Consider the following 22,042-nt stretch of genomic DNA (forward strand, 5'->3'; position numbering starts at 1 on the left):
GAGGTTAATTTAGAGGGCAATTTATGGCTGAAGCAAAAACAATGCGATTAAACAAAGTATTACGTGAATTCAATATTTCGCTAGATCGGGCTGTAGAGTTTTTAAATTCTAAGGGGCATGATATTGAAGCACGTCCTACTGCTAAAATCTCTCAGGAGACTTATCAGGTTCTTTTTAATGAGTTCCAGACAGATAAAAGCAAAAAAGTAGCTTCTAAAGAAGTAGGGGAAGAGAGAAAGAAGGAGAAGGAAGAGCTGCGTTTAGCCCGCGAACGCGAGCAGGAAGAAAAAAGAAAAGAGCAGGAGAAAAAGGAACAGGAAAAGCTCAGGGAAGAGCAAGAGCGTAAAAAGCAGGAGCAGGAAACCCTAAGTACCCGTACAAAACTCTCTGGTCCTAAGACTGTTGGTAAAATAGACTTGGATAAGCCTCAGGTGGAGAAGAAAAAAGAGGAGCCTAAGAAGGAAGAAAAGCCAGAGCAAGCCAAACAGGAAGAGCCAGCCCCGAAACCTGTGGAAGAAAAGCCTAAGCCAAAACCTGATGTGGTTAAAAATCAGGATGATGCCCCTAAAAAAGAACAACCTAAGCAAGAGCCTAAGAAGGATAAAGAACAAACTGAGGTAAAACCTGAGGCTTCTGAACAAAGTGAGGAATCTAACCGTATAAAAACCAATTATACAAAATTGGACGGTCCTAACTTTACGGGAGAAAAGATCGATCTTTCCAAATTTAAAAAGCCTGTTAAAAAGAAAGACGATAAAAAAACTGCCGCTTCCAACGATGATAAAAAAGGGAATCGCAAGAAACGTCGTAGAAGAATTAGTAAGGATGTAAAAGGCGGTCCTAATCAGGGAGGTGGAAATAACAATAATAACAACCGTAAAGGGCGTAATAATAAACAACGCAGCAGGCCTATCACTAAAGAAGAGCCTAGCGAAGAAGAAGTACAAAAGCAGGTTAGGGAAACTCTGGAAAAACTTCAGGGGAAATCCAGTAAAGGTAAAGGTGCTAAATATCGAAGAGATAAGAGGGATCAACACCGTCAACGATCAGAAGAAGATCTTGCAAAGCAGGAATCGGATTCTAAAGTGCTTAAAGTGACAGAATTTGTTACCGTAAGTGAAGTGGCGACCATGATGGATGTTCCGGTAACCAAAGTGATTTCAGCCTGTATGTCTCTTGGTATGATGGTGACCATGAACCAGAGACTGGATGCCGAAACGCTTTCTATTGTTGCCGATGAGTTTGGTTATGAAGTGGATTTTGTAACGGCAGATGTAGAAGAGACCGTAGAGGTGCAGGAAGATGCTCCAGAAGATTTACAGGAAAGAGCGCCAATTGTTACGGTTATGGGACACGTAGATCATGGTAAAACATCGCTTCTGGATTACATTCGTAAAGAGAATGTAATTGCAGGAGAGAGTGGTGGTATTACCCAGCATATCGGTGCCTATGGGGTGGAATTAGACGGTGGTCAAAAAATTGCCTTCCTGGATACTCCGGGTCACGAAGCCTTTACAGCAATGCGTGCTCGTGGAGCACAGGTAACAGATATCGCTATTATAGTGATTGCTGCTGATGATGATGTGATGCCGCAGACTAAAGAAGCGATTTCACATGCGCAGGCCGCAGGAGTGCCTATAATTTTTGCCATTAATAAATCAGATTTGCCAACGGCTAATCCGGAAAAGATCAAAGAGAAGTTAGCTTCTATGAATTTACTGGTTGAAGATTGGGGGGGTAAAGTACAATCTCATGATATTTCTGCTAAGACCGGAATGGGTGTGAAAGAGTTACTGGAAAAAGTGCTTCTTGAGGCTGAGATTCTTGAATTGAAAGCGAATCCTAATAAAATTGCCAATGGTACGGTAGTAGAAGCATTCCTTGACCGTGGTCGTGGATATGTAGCCACAATACTGGTACAGGCGGGTACGCTTAAAATTGGTGATTATGTACTGGCAGGTCGTCATAGTGGTAAGATTAAAGCTATGCACGATGAACGAGGTCACGAAATTAAGGAAGCCGGGCCATCAACTCCGGTTTCTATCTTAGGTCTTGATGGTGCGCCACAGGCCGGTGATAAGTTTAAAGTGATGCTAGATGAGCGTGAAGCTAAAGATATAGCTGCCAAGCGTACACAGTTACAACGAGAACAAAATGTTAGAACGCAGCGTCATATTACCTTGGATGAGATTGGACGCCGTATCGCATTAGGCGAATTTAAAGAGCTTAATATTATCCTGAAAGGGGACGTTGATGGTTCTGTAGAAGCATTAACAGATAGTTTCCAGAAACTTTCTACTGAGGAAATTCAGGTGAATATCATCCATAAGGGGGTTGGAGCTATTACTGAAAGTGATGTGCTCTTGGCTTCGGCATCAGATGCGATTATAATCGGCTTTAATGTTCGTCCTGCCGGTAATGCAAGACAGGTTGCTGATAAGGAAGAGATCGATATCAGAACCTACTCTATTATTTATGATGCGATAAATGATCTTAAAGATGCCATGGAGGGAATGCTTTCTCCAGAGGTTAAAGAAGAGATTACTGGTACTGCTGAAATCAGGGAAACGTTCAAAATCTCTAAGATCGGTACCATTGCCGGTTGTATGGTAACTTCTGGTAAGATTTACAGGACTGCTGGAGTGCGCTTAATTAGAGATGGTGTTGTGATCTACACAGGTGAATTAGCTTCGTTAAAACGCTTTAAAGATGATGTTAAAGAGGTATCCAAAGGTTATGACTGTGGTATGCAGGTTAAAAACTATAATGATATCAGGGAAGGAGATGTTATCGAAGCATTTAGAGAAGTAGAAGTGAAGAAAACACTTAAATAGATAGTGGTATAGCTATAGAAATGATAATACCAAAAAAGGCTGCAATTTGCAGCCTTTTTTTATGAACTTATTTTAAAAATCCCATCTAAAAATCAGCTGGGCATTGTATGTATTTGTTCCTTTTTTACCTTATCGTCGCAAGTCTTACTATGTAAGGGAACGGATAGTTTAGATTACTTTCTTTCTGGTTTTGGAATAAAGGCAGATGGGTAGGTCTCTTTGATAACCAAAAGCGCTCTGTCGGCTTCTAATCGATTTCTGAAATTGCCTATCCAAACTTTGTAATTTGGCGCTTCGTATTTAATTCGTGCCGGATATTCATATAGTGCCTCATAATCCTTTATTTTATTGCTGGCATCCCCATTAGGCCCGCTAAATAGTTGTATTACATAGCGATCCCCTATATTATGTGACTTTTGTAATTTTGTTTTGGTTAAGGATAATTCATTAATCATATCGCTCTGGGAAATGTTAATTTTTTGGGTCTCCTCTTGACCAAAAGCAACACAGGATAAGCAAAGAGAGGTGCCGAATAATAGGTTTTTAAAGCTTAAAATATTCATAGTTATGATTTTATAGACAAAAGTAAAATTAAATAACTCATATTCTATAGAAATTATTATTTAGAACTAATATAAATTACCCATTAACGCTTCTCTAACATAAACAAAATCCAACTTAAGTATTACTTTTGTGCCTGAATTTAATGGTGCGTTTCTAAAGTTTTTACGTACAGATTTTAATCTTAAAAAACCGTACCAAAGTTTAGACGTTAATTCAACTTATAATATGAAAAAGGTGAAATACCGCCACTCAACTTCGCGACTGCTCTTAATTGTAGCACTTTTTCTTTCGTTTACTGTAACGGGTTTTGCTCAGGATTCTACTGCTGTGGAAGCTGGGACTCCAGAGACCGCAGCTGATAAAGCAGATGCTTCGGCCTCTGCGGAATTAGGTGATCCCGCTGCCGGTAAAAGTTTGTTTAATTCCTTATGTGCGGCTTGTCATAAGCCGTATTCAGCTAGTATTGGTCCGGCTTTAAACGGGGTAACTTTAAGGCATGATAAAGAATGGCTTTATTCATGGATTAAAAACAATGCTGAGCTAAGAGCTTCAGGGGATGCAGATGCAGAAGCAATTTATCAGGAATATAATGGTACTGCGATGCCAGCTTTTCCTCAATTGTCTAATGAAGATATCGATAATATCCTTGCTTATGTAGAGCAACCTAAACCTGAGCCCACTGCCGCTGCAACAGCAGGAGCTGGTACAGATGGTCAAGGTGCATCTGGAGGGGGTGTATCTGTTAATATCATTCTTGGGATTCTTATTTTCGTGTTAGTAATGTTGCTGGTTGTTTTGTTTTTAGTAAACAAAACACTTAAAAACTTTGCAACGGCTAGTGGAGTAAAATTACCTGAGAAGCCTTCAAGAAAACCAATCTGGCAGGCGTTCGTTGAAAACCAGTTTTTAGTATTGGTGTTTTCTATAGTGGTGCTGCTTGGCGTAGGGTATTTTGCATATGGATTTTTGATGCAAGTAGGAGTAGACCAGGGATATCAGCCTATACAGCCAATTCATTACTCTCACAGAATTCATGCTGGGGATAATGGAATTGAGTGTAAGTACTGTCACTCTTCTGCAAGGGTATCTAAGACCTCTGGAATTCCATCTTTGAATGTATGTATGAACTGTCATAAAGCTATTTCAGAAGTAGCTCCGGAGACTGCGACTGCAGACCATTCAAAAGAATTTTACGATGGCGAGATTGCTAAACTATACGATGCGGTTGGTTGGGATCCTTCAACCAGAACCTATTCAGGAGATCAGAAGCCAGTAAAATGGGTTAGAATTCATAATCTTCCAGACTTTGTTTACTTTAATCACTCACAACACGTTTCTGTAGCAGGAGTTCAGTGTCAACATTGTCATGGTCCTATTCAGGAAATGGAAGTTGTGCATCAGGAAGCTCCGCTTACTATGGGATGGTGTATTAACTGTCACCGGGAAACTGGTGTTCAGATGGAAGGTAATGAGTATTACGAAAAGATTCACGAAGAACTTTCTAAGAAATACGGTGTAGAAGAACTTACCATTGCAGAAATGGGAGGTCTTGAATGTGGAAAATGCCACTATTAATATAATAACTGCGATTGCAGATATAAATTAAGAAGTTAATATCTAGATATATATGTCATCAAACAAAAAATACTGGACAAGTGTTGAAGAGCTAAAAGGTAGTTCTATTGTTGAGACGCTAAAACAAAAAGAGTTTGCTGAAGAAATTCCTGTGGATGAATTTCTTGGGGATAAAGAGTCCTTAAGTAATTCAAAAACGTCTAGAAGGGATTTTCTGAAGTATGTTGGATTTAGTACAGCGGCAGCTTCTTTAGCTGCTTGTGAGGGACCGGTTGTAAAATCTATACCTTATGTAGTACAGCCAGATAGAATCATTCCTGGTGTGGCTAACTATTACGCTTCTACTATTGCCAATGGTTTTGATTTTCAAAGTGTATTGGTTAAAACTCGTGAAGGGAGACCTATAAAGATTGAAAATAATGATCTTGCTAAGGTAAAAGCTGGTGGGGGTGCCCGTGTTCATGCTTCAGTGCTTTCTTTGTATGATAAAAAGAGGGTGAAGCGCCCGATGATCGATGGGAAAAATGTTTCCTGGGAAGAATTTGACCGTCAGGTGGGTTCAGCACTTAATGGTGTTTCGGGAGATATTGTGTTGTTAACACAAACATTTGCCAGCCCTAGTACGACTAAATTAATTCAGGATTTTAGCGCTAAATATCCAAATGTAAAGCATGTGGCTTATGATGCGGTTTCTGAAGATGCAGCGCTTTCAGCTTTTGAATCTAGATATGGAAGAAGAGCATTGCCAAATTATGATTTTACCGAAGCTGAAACTATAGTTTCTATAGGGGCAGATTTTCTTGGTGACTGGCAAGGCGGAGGATATGATAATAGTTATGCACAAAGCCGTATCCCAAAAAATGGAAAAATGTCAAGGCACGTGCAATTCGAATCAAACCTGTCTTTGGCAGGTGCGAAGGCCGATAAGCGTGTTCCTGTAAAACCGTCTCAGCAAAAGGCAATTCTTGCTTCTTTGTATGGGTATATTGTAGGAGGAGGTTCTACAAGCGAACTTCCCTCTAAAATTGATGATGCTGTAGTGAAAGCAGCAAGTCAGTTAAGAAAAGCTGGTAGTAAAGGAGTTGTGGTTTCTGGTATTCCAGATGCAGATGCTCAATCACTGGTTCTGGCTATAAATGAAGCATTAGGTAGTTCAATTATGGATACCGATAATGCACGAATGACGCGCCAGGGTAATAGTGCTCAGGTAGTCGAGTTAGTTAAAGACATGAACGCTGGTAGTGTAGGCGCACTTATGGTGGTTGGAGTGAATCCGGCTTATAGTTTGCCTAATGCATCTGAGTTTATTGAAGGATTGAAAAATGTAGAAGTGTCGGTTTCATTTACAATGAAAGAGGATGAAACTGCTAAACTTTGTAAATATATTGCGGCTACTCCTCATTATTTGGAAAGCTGGGGAGATGTTCAGTTTACTGATAACCAGTTTAGCCTAATGCAACCAACAATTAGACCATTATTTGATACCCGTCAATTTCAGGACTGTTTATTAAAGTGGTCAGGAAATAGCCAGTCTTATCATGATTATATCAAAGAAACATGGTCTGGTAATTTAACAGGTGGATGGAATCAGGCACTTCATGATGGAGTATTTGAGGGTACTAGTCCTGTAGGGACAACAGTGCTTGAAGGTTTTGCTTCCTCAGCGAATGAAGCTTCTTCTTTAAGAAAGATGAATGCTTCTGCTCAGGAAGAAAGTGAGTTTGAACTTACACTTTATACCAAAGTTTCAATGGGTGATGGGAATCAGGCTAATAACCCTTGGTTACAAGAACTTCCAGACCCTATTACCAGAACAACTTGGGATAATTATCTAATGATTTCGCAAGCAGATGCTGATAAGCTGGAGCTTGAAAACGAAATTGTTTCCAATGGAGCTTTAAATGGTAGTTATGTGAATATTAGTGTTGGTGATACTACTGTAAAAAATGTTCCTGTTATTGTTCAGCCAGGTCAGGCTAAAGGCTCTGTAGCCTTAGCTTTGGGGTATGGTAAGAAAGAAGGAATGCAGAAGGAAATGCAAGTAGGTGTAAATGCTTACCCTTTGTATAAGAACTTTAGTGCATTTCAAAATGTTAGTATAGAAAAAGCTGCAGGTGTACATGAATTTGCAAGTGTGCAAATGCAAAGTACCTTAGCGGGGCGTGATGATATTCTTAAAGAGACGACTCTTTCTGTTTTAACATCAAATAGCAAGCATGAATGGAACGCTGTTCCTGAGGTAGACTATAATCATCAGGAAATTCCTGTTAGTGATCAAAAAGCTGATATCTGGAGATCTTTTGACCGTAGTATTGGCCATCACTTTAATCTGTCTATCGATCTTAATGCGTGTACAGGTTGTGGAGCATGTGTTATTGCTTGTCATTCTGAAAATAACGTTCCAGTTGTTGGAAAGGATGAAGTTAGAAAGTTCAGGGATATGCACTGGTTACGAATCGACAGATATTATTCTGCCGGGGATACTTTTGTAGAAGAGCAGGAGAAACTGAATAATCTAGGAGCATTCGAGACTTATGATGTCATTGAAAATCCTTCGTATGATAATCCTCAGGTTGCTTTTCAGCCAGTAATGTGCCAACACTGTAACCACGCTCCTTGTGAAACAGTTTGTCCGGTTGCGGCAACGTCTCATGGTCGCCAGGGTCAAAATCAAATGATTTACAACAGATGTGTGGGTACAAGATATTGTGCAAACAACTGTCCTTATAAAGTAAGAAGGTTTAACTGGTTTAATTACGCTCAAAACGAAGAATTTGACTATCACATGAATAACGACTTAGGTCGTATGGTGTTAAACCCTGATGTTGTAGTTCGTTCACGTGGAGTTATGGAAAAATGTTCTATGTGTATTCAAATGACACAAAAAACGATTCTTGATGCCAAGCGTGAAGGTAGACCAGTGAAAGATGGAGAATTCCGTACAGCTTGTTCAGCGGCTTGTGATACCGGAGCAATTGTGTTTGGAGACATTAATGACGAAGAGTCTAAAGTTTCTAAATTACAAGAGGATGATAGAACTTACCGTATGATGGAAAGTTTAGGTACAAGGCCAAACGTAATGTATCAGGCTAAAATTACCAATACTGCTGAAGCATAATAATTAAGTAATAAGAATCAATTTTAAAGAAATATGTCGTCACATTACGAAGCACCTATAAGAGAACCTCTTGTTACCGGAGAGAAAACTTATCATGATATAAGTGTTGAAGTAGGAGCGCCTGTACTTGGGAGAGCAAATAAATCCTGGTACATTGTATTTACTATTGCCTTAATTGCATTTTTGTGGGGATTAGGTTGTATCATTTACACCGTTTCTACAGGAATCGGAGTTTGGGGATTGAACAAAACCATTGGATGGGCATGGGATATTACCAACTTCGTTTGGTGGGTAGGTATTGGTCACGCCGGAACATTGATATCTGCAGTATTATTGTTATTCCGCCAGAAATGGAGAATGGCAGTAAACCGTTCTGCAGAAGCCATGACAATTTTCGCTGTAGTTCAGGCTGGTTTGTTCCCTATTATTCACATGGGACGTCCCTGGTTAGCATATTGGGTTTTACCTATTCCTAACCAGTTTGGTTCTTTATGGGTAAACTTTAACTCACCGTTGTTATGGGACGTTTTTGCAATTTCAACGTATTTATCGGTGTCACTTGTTTTCTGGTGGACTGGTTTACTTCCTGATTTTGCAATGCTTCGTGATAGAACAACAAATGAATTTCAAAAGAAAATATACGGTATACTTAGTTTTGGATGGAGTGGACGTGTAAAAGACTGGCAACGTTTTGAAGAAGTATCTTTAGTACTTGCCGGTTTAGCAACACCTTTGGTACTTTCGGTACACACGATTGTATCTTTTGACTTTGCTACATCAGTAGTTCCTGGTTGGCACAGTACGATTTTCCCTCCGTATTTCGTTGCCGGTGCGATTTTCTCAGGATTTGCAATGGTGCAAACCTTGCTTATTATTATGAGAAAAGTGGTTAATCTTCAGGATTATATTACGTTACTGCACATCGAATATATGAACAAGGTAATATTGTTGACCGGGGGAATCGTATCCGTAGCTTATATTACTGAATTCTTTATAGGATGGTATTCCGGTACCAGTTATGAGAATTATACTTATCTTTCTTTTGGTGCTGCAACAGGACCTTATGCATGGGCATTTTGGGCCTTAATAGTATGTAACTTTGTAGTGCCGTTAACATTGTGGGTTAAGAAATTGAGAAGAAATATTCTTTGGACTTTTATAGTGGCTCTTGTAATAAATATTGGGATGTGGTTTGAGCGTTTTGATATTATTGTGATCGACCTAAGTAAAGGCAGAACTCCTTCTTCTTGGGCAATGTTCTCTCCTACGTTTGTTGATATTGGTGTTTTTATCGGTACGATAGGTTTCTTTTTTGTATTGTTTCTTCTTTATGCAAGAACTTTCCCTGTGATCGCACAGGCCGAAGTAAAGACAATATTGAAATCTTCAGGTGAATATTATAAGAATTTAAGAGCTAAGCATGGTGATGATGTAGCGCACCATGTGGATAACGATCCAACAGCAAAAGAACCTTCTGCCAATATTGATGATAAAAAGGACTTTTTTGGAGATACGTCAACAGAGAAAGAACCTGGTTCAGGTCATGAATCTACTGTTAATGCGGATGCTCTGGGAGTTACTGAAGCTCAGGAAGATCGATTGGATGCTATGCTAGCCAGAATAGGTACATATAATCCTAAAGTAGAAAGTGCAGATGAGCTACAAAAGCTAAACGGTGTAGGTCCGCTTTTAGAGCAGCATTTACATCAGGTAGGTATTTATAAATACGACCAGGTAGCTAATTTAACCAAGGATGATTACAAATTGCTTGATGAAGTTATTGAAAACTTCCCTATTATCGAGAACAGAGGTGATTGGAATGCTCAGGCAACTGAATTAAAAAATAAATAATCAAGATGGCATCAAAAACAATACACGCTATTTATAACGATGATGATCTGCTTTTACATGCGGTAAAGCAGGTTCGTGAAGCGCGCTATCATATTGGTGAGGTTTATACGCCTTTTCCCGTACACGGCCTTGATAAAGCAGTAGGAGAAGCACCAACACGATTAGCTATAACTTCATTTTTGTACGGTATAACTGGATTATCAGTTGCTGTTTTGATGATGAATTTTATGATGGTTCAGGATTGGCCTCAGGATATCGGTGGAAAGCCAAGTTTTTCATTCTTGACGAATATGCCTTCTTTTATTCCGATCATGTTTGAGCTTACCGTGTTTTTTGCAGCTCACTTAATGGTTATTACTTTTTATATGAGAAGTAGACTGGCGCCTTTTAAAAAAGCTGAAAATCCAGATCCTAGAACTACAGATGATATGTTCTTAATGGAGATAGACGCAACGAATCATAATGTAGAAGACCTGACGAAATTTTTATACGATACAGGTGCTGCAGAAATTAAATTAATTGACAATAAATAGACCAGATGAGAAGTTTATTTCATAAATCTTTAGTCTTTGTTATAATCGCAGGTTTCTTAAATTCTTGTGCGGGTGACAGGGATCGTAATTATCAATATTTCCCAGATATGTACCGTCCGGTACCTTACGAACCTTATGGCGCTTATGATATTTTTGCCAATCAACAGGAAGCTAAATTACCTGTTGATGGAACAATACCAAGAGGATGGATGCCTTATGATTATGAAGATACTCCTGAGGGAAGAGCCGATGCTAAAGCAAACCTTAAAAATCCACTTCCTTACACCGAAGAGAACTTAACAAAAGGTAAAGCTTTGTATACCGTTTATTGTGCGGTTTGTCATGGAGATAAAGGTGATGGCCAGGGTACTTTAGTAGAAAGAGAGAAAATTCTTGGTGTGCCTTCTTATGATGATCCAGGACGTAGTATTACAGAGGGTAGTGTTTATCATGCCATGTATTATGGTCTTAATAATATGGGGTCTTATGCGGTACAAACAAGTATTAAAGAGCGTTGGCAGATCGATCATTATGTAATGAGTTTAAAAGATAAACTGGAAGGTAATCCCGAAAGATCTTTTCAAACAAATACTGTAACTCAGGAGAATTCAGATAATCTTAATCCTGCAGAACCTGCTGAAGATCTTAGTGAAAAAGACCAAACGCAATCTGAAGAATAATTAAATAGGAATATAGCTTTTAGATCTAGTAATATGTATACGCTTTCTAGTAAATTAAAATTAACTGCAATTATTCTAGTAATTGTTGGTGCCATAGGTTTGGTTTATGGATTTATTTCTACACCATCGAACGAAGAAGAATTGAAGGAATTATTGGCGGCAGATGCTCACGGAGAACATGGTGCTGAACACGATGAGGCTTCAGTAACAACAGAGGAGCATGGTATGGCCATAGATGAAGGTCATGCAAAAGCCTCTGAAGGACATGGGGAAAGTGCTCATGCAGAAGGAGAGCATGGTGACTCTCATATGGAGCACTTGTTACACCAGTTTCAAACAAAACCTTGGTCGGCAATGTTTGTTTCAGCTTTCTTTTTCTTTATGATTGCATTAGGAGCTCTAGTGTTTTACGCCATTCAGTACGTTGCCCAGGCAGGTTGGTCTCCGGTATTATTTCGAGTGATAGAAGGTGTTACAAATTACTTGTTGCCAGGATCTATTATCGTGGTATTAATCGTTATTTTTGCAGGAACTCATTTTTATCCCTGGCAGAATCACGAATTGGTTGAAGAAGATGTTATTCTTCAAGGAAAATCGGGATATCTTAATTTTCCATTCTTCGTGATAAGAGCGATTATATACTTAATCGGTTGGAATTTATATCGATTTGTAGCCAGAAGAAACTCTTTGGCGCAGGCTACTGCAACTACACTTACTCCTTATAAAAAGAATTTTAAAGCTTCAGTATTTTTCTTGTTGTTCTTTGTAATAACTGAAACTACAATGGCATGGGACTGGTTTATGAGTATGACGCCTCACTGGTACAGTACGCTTTTTGCTTGGTATGTTTTTGCAAGTATGTTTGTATCAGCAATTACTGTTATAGCTTTAGTTACCATGTTCCTTAAGAAAATTGGTCATCTTAAATTTGTAAATGATAGTCATTTACATGATTTGGCTAAATTTATGTTTGCCTTTAGTGTATTCTGGACGTACCTTTGGTTTGGTCAGTTCCTGTTAATATGGTATGCAAATATTCCGGAAGAAGTAACTTATTTTATTATCAGAATCGAAGAATACAATCTGCTTTTCTTTGGAATGTTGGTGCTGAACTTCATATTCCCAATCCTGATGTTAATCAACAGTGATTACAAACGTATTCCTTGGTTTGTGATTATGGCAGGAGTGGTAATTCTTGTGGGGCATTATATCGATATTTTCTTATTGATCATGCCTTCTACTGTTGGTCCCCATTGGTCTTTCGGTATCACTGAAATTGCTGGAATATTATTTTTCCTTGGATTGTTTATATTCTGTGTTGGGACTGGCCTGGCGAAAGAATCCTTATATCCAAAAGGTAATCCTTTCCTTAAGGAAAGTGAAAATTACCATTACTAATTAAAGATTGATTGTTTAAAGAAGACTTTATAAAATGACCGTATTTTTAGTAATCATAGTATTAGCACTTCTTGCTGTAACGGGATGGCAGATTTCAAAAATATTTGAATTGTCAAAATCGCCTGATGCAGATACCTCTCAGGTAGCTAACAACAAGGATAACGAGAACCAGGGTAAATTAATGATGGGGTTTGCCGTTTTCCTATATCTTTTAATGTTTTACTGTTTTTGGACTTTTACGAATGTAACTCTTCCGGATGCAGCTTCAGAGCATGGAGGGAAATATGACAATCTAATGTTGATCTCAATGTTATTGATCATGTTTGTTCAGATTGTTACTCAGGCTTTATTGCATTATTTTGCTTATAAGTATAGAGGCGCTAAAGGTAAAAGAGCATTGTTCTATGCAGATAATGATAAGTTGGAATTTATCTGGACCATTATTCCTGTAATTGTTTTAGCAGGTTTAATTATCTATGGTTTATTTACATGGAATGATATAATGAGTGTTAATGAAGATGAGGACCCATTGGTTATCGAGCTTTATGCACAGCAGTTTAGCTGGACGGCAAGATATGCCGGAGAGGATAATACATTGGGTAAAGCAAATGTTAGATTCATTGAAGGAATAAATGCTTTGGGTGTGGATAAAGAAGATTCTTATGGGCAGGACGATAAGATAGTGAGAGAGTTACACTTACCGGTAAATAGACCAGTGTTGTTTAAATTAAGATCACAGGACGTTTTACACTCCGCGTATTTTCCACATTTTAGAGCGCAAATGAATGTTGTTCCTGGGATGATTACTCAGTTTGGATTTACACCAACGGTAACTACAGAAGAAATGAGGAATAGTGATGATATGGTTGATAAGGTAGAACGTATCAATGATATCAGAAAGGATAACGGAGATGATTCTTACGAGTTTGATTATTTCTTGCTATGTAACAAAATTTGTGGACAGGCGCATTACAATATGCAGATGAAGGTAATAGTAGAGTCTGAAGCCGATTATGAAGCATGGTTAGCCGAACAATCTACTTTTGGGGAATCAATGTCTGAGGAATAAAAATATTAAAGAATTTAAAGTATTATAATAAAGATATGTCAGCAGTAGTAAACGCACCAGCTCACGATCACCACGAGGATCACGGACATCATCATAAGCAAACGTTTATATCAAAGTATATTTTTAGCTTTGATCATAAAATGGTTGCTAAGCAGTTCCTTATTACAGGTTTATTGATGGGAATTGTAGGAATTGGAATGTCTATCTTGTTTAGAATTCAATTAGCTTGGCCAGAGCAGTCTTTCGCTATATTTGAAGCTTTACTGGGTAAATGGGCGCCAGACGGTGTGATGACACCCAATATTTATCTAGCATTGGTAACTATTCACGGTACCATCATGGTATTCTTTGTGCTTACTGCAGGATTAAGTGGTACGTTTAGTAACCTCCTTATTCCACTGCAAATCGGTGCGCGCGATATGGCTTCAGGATTTATGAACATGTTATCCTACTGGTTGTTTTTCATAGCTTGTGTGATAATGCTTTGTTCACTATTTGTAGAAGCAGGACCGGCCTCTTCAGGTTGGACTATTTATCCACCATTAAGTGCCCTTCCACAGGCCATTGGAGGTTCTGGAATGGGGATGACGCTTTGGTTAGTTTCTATGGCACTGTTTATCGCTTCTCAGTTACTGGGTGGTATTAACTATATTGTTACTGTTATTAACCTTAGGACTAAAGGAATGTCTATGACCAGACTGCCGTTAACTATTTGGGCCTTCTTTGTAACTGCTATCTTAGGTTTGGTTTCGTTCCCGGTATTATTATCTGCGGCCTTATTACTTATTATGGATAGAAGTTTTGGTACTTCGTTCTTTTTAAGTGATATTTTCTTAGATGGGGAAGTGCTTAGTCACCACGGTGGTTCACCAGTTCTTTTTGAGCATTTATTCTGGTTCCTGGGTCACCCAGAGGTATACATTGTAATCCTTCCAGCACTTGGTATTACTTCAGAGGTTGTGGCTACCAACTCTCGTAAACCAATCTTTGGATACCGTGCAATGATCGCTTCGATATTGGCGATTGGTTTCCTTTCAACCATAGTATGGGGGCACCATATGTTCGTGTCTGGTATGAACCCATTCTTAGGATCGGTATTTACATTTACTACATTATTGATTGCCATCCCTTCTGCGGTAAAAGCTTTCAACTATATTACAACGTTATGGAAGGGTAACCTCCAAATGAACCCTGGTATGCTATTCTCTATAGGATTAGTATCAACATTTATTACTGGTGGTTTAACAGGTATTATTCTTGGGGATTCAACATTAGATATTAACGTTCATGATACGTACTTTGTGGTGGCTCACTTCCACTTGGTAATGGGTATATCTGCATTGTATGGTCTTTTTGCCGGCGTTTATCACTGGTTCCCAAAGATGTTTGGTCGTATGATGAATAAAAATCTTGGGTATATCCACTTTTGGGTGACAGCGGTAGGAGCTTACGGAGTTTTCTTCCCTATGCATTTCCTTGGTATGGCCGGTCTTCCAAGACGTTATTATACAAATACCTATTTCCCATATTTTGATGATCTTGCAGATATCAACGTGATCGTAACAGTATGTGCTATCGTAACTGCACTGGTGCAAATAGTGTTTATTTATAATTTCTTTAGTTCCATGTTCTACGGTAAGAAAGCTACAATGAACCCTTGGAAATCGAATACACTGGAATGGACAACTCCGGTAGAGCATATCCATGGTAACTGGCCAGGAGAACTTCCTGTGGTTTATCGTTGGGCTTACGATTACAGTAAGACGAATGCGGATGGAGAGTACGTGATAAAAGGGCAGGATTACGTGCCACAAACGGTGCCGATGCAGGAAAATGAAGAAGATTTACATCATTAATAAAAAGAATATTAAAATACACCAAAGCCTTTTCTTAATTGAAGAGGCTTTTTTATTTTATCTTTGTTTTGCCTATACTTAGGCGAAAATTAATTGATCTGTTATGAATGAAAACCTGGATGCCACTGGTGAAAATTTTTCTCCGGAAGAATTTGATATAGAAAGAGCGCTAAGACCCCTTAGTTTTGATGATTTTGCCGGTCAGGAACAGGTTTTGGATAATCTGAAGGTTTTTGTGGCGGCGGCGAATTTAAGAAGTGAGGCTTTAGATCACACCCTTTTGCATGGCCCACCCGGCCTGGGGAAGACAACACTGGCGCATATTCTAGCTAATGAGCTTGGTGTGGGGTTAAAAATTACCTCCGGTCCCGTTTTGGATAAGCCCGGAGATTTAGCAGGGCTGTTAACGAATCTGGATGAACGCGACATTCTTTTTATAGATGAGATCCACAGATTAAGTCCGATTGTAGAGGAGTACCTGTATTCAGCGATGGAAGATTATCGTATCGATATTATGATTGAATCTGGTCCAAATGCACGTAGTGTACAGCTTAATCTGAGTCCGTTTACCCTGATAGGCGCTACCACCAGGTCAGGATTGCTTACAGCACCAATGCGTGCTCGATTTGGTATTTCCAGCCGATTGCAATATTATTCTACTGAATTGCTTTCTGATATTGTACAGCGTAGTGCGCAGATTTTAAAAGTCCCTATCACTATGGAAGCAGCCATAGAGATTGCTGGGCGTAGTCGCGGTACCCCACGTATTGCCAATGCGCTTTTAAGAAGGGTGCGCGATTTTGCACAAATCAAAGGTGATGGAAAAATAGATATCGGTATTGCCAAATATGGTCTTAAGGCGTTAAATGTGGATGCCCATGGTTTGGACGAAATGGATAATAGGATCTTAGAAACAATTATCGATAAATTTAAAGGTGGTCCTGTAGGGATCACTACGCTGGCTACGGCGGTTAGTGAGAGTGCAGAGACTATCGAGGAAGTTTATGAGCCTTTTTTAATACAGCAGGGCTTTATTTATCGTACACCAAGAGGGAGAGAAGTAACCGAGGCTGCTTATAAACATTTAGGGAAATCTCGAGGTCCTAGTCAGGGAGGTTTGTTTTAAGTGAGGAAGAAATGCGGTTTTAATTTTGATGATTTTGATTATGAAGAGAGAAATTCCAGAGGTTTCCACATTAACATTTTTAAAAAACGCAGCCAGGATTGTAAAAAATCCGCTACCCTTTCATCATGAGAATTTCCAAAAACATGGTGATATTTTCAGGTTAAATATCGGCCCTAAAAAATCTGTTATTTTTTGTAGGGATGCCGAATTTGCGCAATATGTGCTCCAGAAAAATCAAAAAAACTACATCAAATCTGAAATTCAAACCAAAGATCTGGTAAAATATGTTGGGAATGGCCTTTTGACCTCTAACGGGGAACACTGGCAGAAACAGCGAAAACTTATTCAACCTGCATTTCATAAAAAGCATATTGCAAATTTACTTGATACGGTTTTAGAGGCTATTCGGGTAGAATATGTAAAGATTCGGGCGGGGAAAACAATTGATATCTTTCCAGTTTTTAATGATCTGGCTTTTCAAACTGTCGTGAAGTCCCTCTTTAGTAGCGCTGCAAGTCAGGAGGAAATCAATCGACTTCAGTATGTGACCGAAGAGAATCAGAAAATGCTGGTGAAAGAATTGCGGCAGCCCTATAAACGTCTATGGTTTAGTTTAAGTGGAAAACTAAAATATCATCTTAAGCTTAGTGAGGAATCCAGACTAATTTTAAGGAATATTGTCCATAAAAGAAAGCAAAATCCTAAGCGTTATGATGATCTTTTGGATATGCTACTGGATGCAAGGTATGAAGATGGGCAGCCTATGCGTGAAGAGCAGTTAATCGACGAAATTCTTATACTTTTTGTAGCAGGGCATGAAACGACTTCAAATTCACTGAGTTTTACCACACAACTTCTGGCTCAAAATCCACAAATTCAGGATAAAATTTACAGTGAAGTAAAGGTCGCTTCAGAAGCTACAACTAGTTTAATGGAGTTTGTTCAAGGCTGCCCCTACACGCAAAATGTGATTTTAGAGAGTATGCGCTTGTACCCGCCAGCTTATTTTATGGATAGGGTGAATTTGGAAGAAGATGAATTTAATGGAATAAAACTTGATAAAGGTTCAGATCTTTTATTTTCATTTTATGAGATTCATCGCAGTGAGAAACACTGGGAGCAGCCCTTAGAATTTAATCCAGATCGTTTTACTTCAGAAAAGAACCCAATGGCCTATTTTCCTTTTGGAGCAGGCCCAAGAAAATGTATTGGTAGCAATTTTGCGATGTACGAGATGATTTTGGCGGTTTCAGAATTAATTTTAAACTTTAAAATTTTATCGGTAAAAGAAGATATCGAAATCTTGCCTCTAATCACCCTGAAACCCAAAAATGCTTACGTAGAATTTGAGAAAAGAGCTTGATGATCGTAGGAAATAAATCAAAATATACAAATCTTATTAAAAAGGAAGCAATACGACTGGGGTTTATGTCCTGTGGAATTAGTAAGGCTGGTTTTTTAGAAGAAGAAGCGCCAAGACTTGAAGAGTGGCTGAATAAAAATCGAAATGGAAAAATGTCCTATATGGAAAACCATTTTGATAAACGACTTGATCCTACAAAGCTGGTAGATGGCTCTAAAAGTGTCATCTCTTTATTGTTGAATTATTATCCAGATAAAGTTCAGAATCCCGAATCCTATAAAATCAGTAAATACGCCTATGGTAAAGATTATCATTTTGTCATTAAAGATAAACTGAAATCTTTGCTTCAATTTATACAAAGTGAAATAGGGGAAGTAGCAGGACGTGCTTTTGTAGATTCGGCACCGGTTTTAGATAAAGCCTGGGCGGCAAAAAGTGGTTTAGGATGGATTGGTAAAAACTCGAATTTATTATCTAAAAAAGCAGGATCCTTTTTCTTTATAGCAGAGTTAATTGTTGATTTAGAATTAGAGGAGGATACTCCGGTTACCGATCATTGCGGTACCTGTACTGCGTGTATAGATGCCTGTCCTACCAATGCGATTGTAGAACCGTATAAAGTAGATGGTAGTAAGTGCATTTCCTATTTTACGATAGAGTTAAAGGACGAGTTGCCCAACAGTTTTAAAAACACTTTCGAAGACTGGATGTTTGGTTGCGATATTTGCCAGGATGTGTGCCCCTGGAATCGATTTTCAAAACCGCATAATGAGCCACTTTTTGATCCTCATCCGGATTTGTTGAAATTCGATAAAAAAGACTGGCAGGAAATTACCAGGGAAACTTTTAATGAAATCTTTCGAAAATCTGCAGTTAAAAGAACTAAATTCGAGGGTTTAAAGCGTAATATTAAGTTTTTGGATTCCTAAGTGATTCGATTTTTAATTTATGCTCTAAAAAATCGTAACCTTAAACGTCATATTTGACTAAAACAGGTTAAAATCTTACCATTATTTTAAAATTTTTAAGTAGTTAATGTCATCTACCTTGCTAACTTTGTAATAGCTAAAACCAAAAGTTATGAGCAACAACTCAAGAAAAAGACGGGAAGCCTTGGTGTACCATGCGAAGCCGAAGCCCGGTAAAATCCAGATCGTTCCAACAAAAAAATATGCTTCACAACGAGATCTTTCTTTAGCGTACTCTCCTGGTGTAGCAGAACCTTGTTTAGAAATCGAAAAAGATAAAGAAAACGCTTATAAATATACAACGAAAGGAAATTTAGTGGCCGTAATTAGTAATGGTACGGCTGTTCTGGGACTTGGTGATATAGGTCCTGAAGCTTCTAAACCGGTAATGGAAGGTAAAGGTCTTCTTTTTAAAATTTTTGCAGATATAGATGTTTTTGATATCGAAGTAGATACCAAAAATGTAGATGCATTTGTGGAAACTGTAAAAAATATCGCTCCTACTTTTGGTGGGATTAATCTGGAAGATATCAAAGCTCCGGAAGCTTTTGAAATTGAACGAAGGTTAAAAGAAGAATTGGATATCCCGGTAATGCACGATGATCAGCACGGGACTGCTATTATTTCTGCTGCAGCACTTTTAAACGCTGTGGAGCTGGCAAAAAAGAAAATGAGTAAGGTTAAGATTGTAGTGAGTGGTGCCGGTGCGGCAGCTGTTTCCTGTACTAAACTTTACAAAGCTTTTGGCGCAAAGGCTGAAAATATTGTGATGCTGGATAGTAAAGGGGTGATACGAAAAGATCGTCCTAATCTTTCAGAGGAAAAACTGGAATTTGCAACCGATAGGGATTTAAATACCCTGGATGATGCTATGAAAGATGCTGATGTTTTTATCGGTCTTTCCATAGCAGATATCGTTTCTCCAGCGATGCTTAAGAGTATGGCAAAGCGACCTATTGTTTTTGCTATGGCCAATCCTAATCCAGAGATCGATTATCAATTGGCGATGGATACCCGTAAAGATGTTATTATGGCTACAGGGCGTAGCGATCATCCTAATCAGGTAAATAATGTACTTGGATTTCCTTTTATCTTTCGTGGGGCCTTAGACGTTAGGGCAACCAAGATTAATGAGGATATGAAAATGGCCGCTGTAAAGGCGCTGGCCGAACTGGCTAAAGAACCTGTGCCAGAACAAGTGAATATTGCTTACGGAGAAACCAGACTTAATTTTGGCTCAGATTATATCATCCCTAAGCCATTCGATCCAAGACTTATTGCTAAAGTTCCACCTGCGGTTGCCAAAGCGGCAATGGAAAGTGGTGTGGCCAGAACCGAAATTACCGACTGGCAGAAGTATGAAGATGAGCTTTTAGAACGAATGGGCAGTGACAATAAAATTACCCGTTTGCTAATGCAACGCGCTAAAAACAATCCAAAGCGTGTGATCTTTGCTGAAGCAGATCATCTGGATGTATTAAAAGCAGCACAGATTGTTTACGATGAAGGTATTGGTACTCCTATTCTTTTGGGACGCAGAGAAGTGATTAAAGAACTGATGGGGGAAATCGATTTTGATGCCGATGTAGAAATTATCGATCCGAAATCTGATGAAGAGCGGGGTAAACTTCAAAAATACGCTGAAGCTTACTTTGATTCTCGTAATAGAAAAGGGGTAACCCTGTACGATGCAGAACGTTTAATGCGTGAGCGTAATTATTTTGCAGCCATGATGGTAAATGAAGGGGACGCCGATGCTTTACTTTCAGGTTATTCCCGTGCCTATCCTACTGTTGTTAAACCAATGCTACAGCTTATAGGTATGGCAAAAGGGATTTCGAGAGTGGCGGCAACTAATGTTATGAATACCAGTCGGGGGCCAATTTTTATTAGTGATACCTCTATAAATATAGATCCTTCTGCAAAAGATTTGGCAAAAATAGCGCAGTTAACTGCTGGTGTGGTGAGGCTTTTTGGTTTAGAACCGGTAATGGCTATGTTGTCGTACGCCAATTTTGGATCTTCTGATCATCCGCAGGCTAGAAAAGTTAAAGATGCCGTTTCTTATTTACATCGTTACCATCCCAATTTATTAGTGGATGGAGAACTTCAGTCTGATTTTGCTTTAAATAAAGAAATGCTTCAGAAGAAGTTCCCTTTTTCAAAATTAGCAGGAAAAAAAGTAAATACTTTAATTTATCCAAATCTGGATTCAGCAAACAGTGCGTATAAACTTATAAAAGAGCTTAATGATACCGATTCTATTGGCCCAATTATGATGGGGATGAACAAGCCTGTTCATATTCTTCAGTTAGGAGCAAGTGTTGAAGAAATGGTAAATATGGCAGCCGTAGCAGTTGTAGATGCGCAAGAAAAGGAAAAAGCTAAAAAGGCTAAAAAATAAATTTAACGCTTACTTGATTTTAAGGGGGAGAACTAGTGTTTTCCCCCTTATTTTATTTTAGTACATTTGAGCCTTAACTTTTGGTTAACGTATGATTCATCACTTAAAGGGCAAACTGGTAGAGAAGAATCCTACCTATGTTGTTGTAGATTGTAATGGCGTGGGTTATTTTGTCCATATTTCGCTTAATACTTTTTCAAAGATAAAGGACGAAGAGCAGATTGCTATATTCACCCATTTGCAGGTGAAGGAAGATTCTCATACCCTTTTTGGATTTCAGGAAAAATCTGAAAGGGAAATCTTTAGGCTTCTTATTTCCGTAAGTGGTATAGGGGCCAGTACCGCCAGAACAATGCTTTCATCTTTAGATCCTACTCAAATTAGGGACGCTATTGCATCTGGAGACGTGGCAACCATACAAAGCATAAAAGGGATAGGAGCAAAAACGGCACAGCGCGTTATTTTAGACTTAAAAGATAAGATTGTTAAAATCTTTGGTATAGACGAGGTTTTTGTAGAACAGAGCAATACAATTAAAGAAGAAGCGTTATCTGCATTAGAGACGTTGGGCTACGCCCGTAAACAGGCAGATAAAGTTCTAAATAAGCTAATAAAAGAGATAGAAGATCCTACTGTAGAGACTCTCATTAAATTGGCGCTAAAAAATTTGTAGTTACATTGAGAAACAATTACCTGAGGTTGT

The 22,042-nt window shown here is 38.7% G+C and carries 15 protein-coding genes; 14 read left to right on the forward strand and 1 reads right to left on the reverse strand.

Features of this window, described 5'->3' with window-relative positions; translation table 11 throughout:
• Positions 1-23 precede the first annotated feature (23 nt).
• Positions 24-2,834 carry a translation initiation factor IF-2 gene (gene infB, locus ZPR_RS02755; protein WP_013070085.1) on the forward strand — a complete coding sequence of 937 codons (2,811 nt, stop codon included), beginning with the start codon at positions 24-26 and terminating at the stop codon, positions 2,832-2,834.
• A gap of 173 nt (positions 2,835-3,007) precedes the next feature.
• Here the strand turns inward: infB and ZPR_RS02760 are convergent, their stop codons facing one another.
• Entirely contained in the window at positions 3,008-3,397 is a 390-nt protein-coding gene (locus ZPR_RS02760; protein ID WP_013070086.1) for an SPOR domain-containing protein, read from the reverse strand.
• A 226-nt stretch (positions 3,398-3,623) separates the two neighbouring features.
• Between ZPR_RS02760 and ZPR_RS02765 the strand changes: the two genes are divergently transcribed.
• The 13 genes from ZPR_RS02765 (at position 3,624) to ruvA (ending at position 22,012) form a co-directional block, all read left to right on the forward strand.
• Complete coding sequence (locus ZPR_RS02765; RefSeq protein ID WP_041578619.1) at positions 3,624-4,973, forward strand: c-type cytochrome; 1,350 nt, start codon at positions 3,624-3,626, stop codon at positions 4,971-4,973.
• A gap of 52 nt (positions 4,974-5,025) precedes the next feature.
• On the forward strand, positions 5,026-8,091 hold the full coding sequence (locus ZPR_RS02770) for a TAT-variant-translocated molybdopterin oxidoreductase (protein ID WP_013070088.1): 3,066 nt from the start codon (positions 5,026-5,028) through the stop codon (positions 8,089-8,091).
• 33 nt (positions 8,092-8,124) lie between these two features.
• Positions 8,125-9,942 carry an NrfD/PsrC family molybdoenzyme membrane anchor subunit gene (gene nrfD, locus ZPR_RS02775; protein WP_013070089.1) on the forward strand — a complete coding sequence of 606 codons (1,818 nt, stop codon included), beginning with the start codon at positions 8,125-8,127 and terminating at the stop codon, positions 9,940-9,942.
• A 5-nt stretch (positions 9,943-9,947) separates the two neighbouring features.
• Positions 9,948-10,475 (forward strand): DUF3341 domain-containing protein, encoded by a 528-nt coding sequence (locus tag ZPR_RS02780; RefSeq protein WP_013070090.1) that lies wholly within the window; start codon positions 9,948-9,950, stop codon positions 10,473-10,475.
• Between the two features lie 5 nt (positions 10,476-10,480).
• Positions 10,481-11,155, forward strand: coding sequence for a c-type cytochrome (locus ZPR_RS02785; RefSeq protein ID WP_013070091.1), 675 nt, complete (start codon positions 10,481-10,483; stop codon positions 11,153-11,155).
• 33 nt (positions 11,156-11,188) lie between these two features.
• A complete protein-coding gene (locus ZPR_RS02790) occupies positions 11,189-12,553 on the forward strand; it encodes a hypothetical protein (RefSeq protein WP_013070092.1) in 1,365 nt (454 codons plus the stop codon).
• 34 nt (positions 12,554-12,587) lie between these two features.
• Entirely contained in the window at positions 12,588-13,622 is a 1,035-nt protein-coding gene (locus tag ZPR_RS02795; protein WP_013070093.1) for a cytochrome c oxidase subunit II, read from the forward strand.
• A gap of 35 nt (positions 13,623-13,657) precedes the next feature.
• Positions 13,658-15,478, forward strand: a complete 1,821-nt coding sequence (locus ZPR_RS02800) for a cytochrome c oxidase subunit I (RefSeq protein ID WP_013070094.1) — start codon at positions 13,658-13,660, stop codon at positions 15,476-15,478.
• Between the two features lie 103 nt (positions 15,479-15,581).
• A complete protein-coding gene (ruvB, locus tag ZPR_RS02805; RefSeq protein ID WP_013070095.1) occupies positions 15,582-16,604 on the forward strand; it encodes a Holliday junction branch migration DNA helicase RuvB in 1,023 nt (340 codons plus the stop codon).
• Positions 16,605-16,644: 40 nt separating this feature from the next.
• The gene (locus ZPR_RS02810) at positions 16,645-17,967 is read left to right on the forward strand and encodes a cytochrome P450 (protein WP_148211645.1); all 1,323 of its coding nucleotides are present in this window, start codon (positions 16,645-16,647) and stop codon (positions 17,965-17,967) included.
• Positions 17,967-18,896 (forward strand): tRNA epoxyqueuosine(34) reductase QueG, encoded by a 930-nt coding sequence (gene queG, locus ZPR_RS02815; RefSeq protein ID WP_013070097.1) that lies wholly within the window; start codon positions 17,967-17,969, stop codon positions 18,894-18,896. Before ZPR_RS02810 ends, queG begins: the two co-directional genes overlap by 1 nt.
• Before the next feature lie 151 nt (positions 18,897-19,047).
• Positions 19,048-21,339 carry an NADP-dependent malic enzyme gene (locus ZPR_RS02820; RefSeq protein ID WP_013070098.1) on the forward strand — a complete coding sequence of 764 codons (2,292 nt, stop codon included), beginning with the start codon at positions 19,048-19,050 and terminating at the stop codon, positions 21,337-21,339.
• 91 nt (positions 21,340-21,430) lie between these two features.
• Positions 21,431-22,012, forward strand: a complete 582-nt coding sequence (gene ruvA / locus ZPR_RS02825) for a Holliday junction branch migration protein RuvA (protein WP_013070099.1) — start codon at positions 21,431-21,433, stop codon at positions 22,010-22,012.
• Positions 22,013-22,042 lie beyond the last annotated feature (30 nt).

This window comes from Zunongwangia profunda SM-A87, from assembly GCF_000023465.1.
GTDB classification, from domain to species: Bacteria; Bacteroidota; Bacteroidia; order Flavobacteriales; family Flavobacteriaceae; genus Zunongwangia; species Zunongwangia profunda.

What these genes read in the sequence shown, in the direction of transcription:
- infB (WP_013070085.1), top strand. Translation starts at nt 24, where the DNA reads ATGGCTGAAGCAAAAACAATGCGATTAAACAAAGTATTACGTGAATTC.
- ZPR_RS02760 (WP_013070086.1), bottom strand. Translation starts at nt 3,397, where the DNA reads ATGAATATTTTAAGCTTTAAAAACCTATTATTCGGCACCTCTCTTTGC.
- ZPR_RS02765 (WP_041578619.1), top strand. Translation starts at nt 3,624, where the DNA reads ATGAAAAAGGTGAAATACCGCCACTCAACTTCGCGACTGCTCTTAATT.
- ZPR_RS02770 (WP_013070088.1), top strand. Translation starts at nt 5,026, where the DNA reads ATGTCATCAAACAAAAAATACTGGACAAGTGTTGAAGAGCTAAAAGGT.
- nrfD (WP_013070089.1), top strand. Translation starts at nt 8,125, where the DNA reads ATGTCGTCACATTACGAAGCACCTATAAGAGAACCTCTTGTTACCGGA.
- ZPR_RS02780 (WP_013070090.1), top strand. Translation starts at nt 9,948, where the DNA reads ATGGCATCAAAAACAATACACGCTATTTATAACGATGATGATCTGCTT.
- ZPR_RS02785 (WP_013070091.1), top strand. Translation starts at nt 10,481, where the DNA reads ATGAGAAGTTTATTTCATAAATCTTTAGTCTTTGTTATAATCGCAGGT.
- ZPR_RS02790 (WP_013070092.1), top strand. Translation starts at nt 11,189, where the DNA reads ATGTATACGCTTTCTAGTAAATTAAAATTAACTGCAATTATTCTAGTA.
- ZPR_RS02795 (WP_013070093.1), top strand. Translation starts at nt 12,588, where the DNA reads ATGACCGTATTTTTAGTAATCATAGTATTAGCACTTCTTGCTGTAACG.
- ZPR_RS02800 (WP_013070094.1), top strand. Translation starts at nt 13,658, where the DNA reads ATGTCAGCAGTAGTAAACGCACCAGCTCACGATCACCACGAGGATCAC.
- ruvB (WP_013070095.1), top strand. Translation starts at nt 15,582, where the DNA reads ATGAATGAAAACCTGGATGCCACTGGTGAAAATTTTTCTCCGGAAGAA.
- ZPR_RS02810 (WP_148211645.1), top strand. Translation starts at nt 16,645, where the DNA reads ATGAAGAGAGAAATTCCAGAGGTTTCCACATTAACATTTTTAAAAAAC.
- queG (WP_013070097.1), top strand. Translation starts at nt 17,967, where the DNA reads ATGATCGTAGGAAATAAATCAAAATATACAAATCTTATTAAAAAGGAA.
- ZPR_RS02820 (WP_013070098.1), top strand. Translation starts at nt 19,048, where the DNA reads ATGAGCAACAACTCAAGAAAAAGACGGGAAGCCTTGGTGTACCATGCG.
- ruvA (WP_013070099.1), top strand. Translation starts at nt 21,431, where the DNA reads ATGATTCATCACTTAAAGGGCAAACTGGTAGAGAAGAATCCTACCTAT.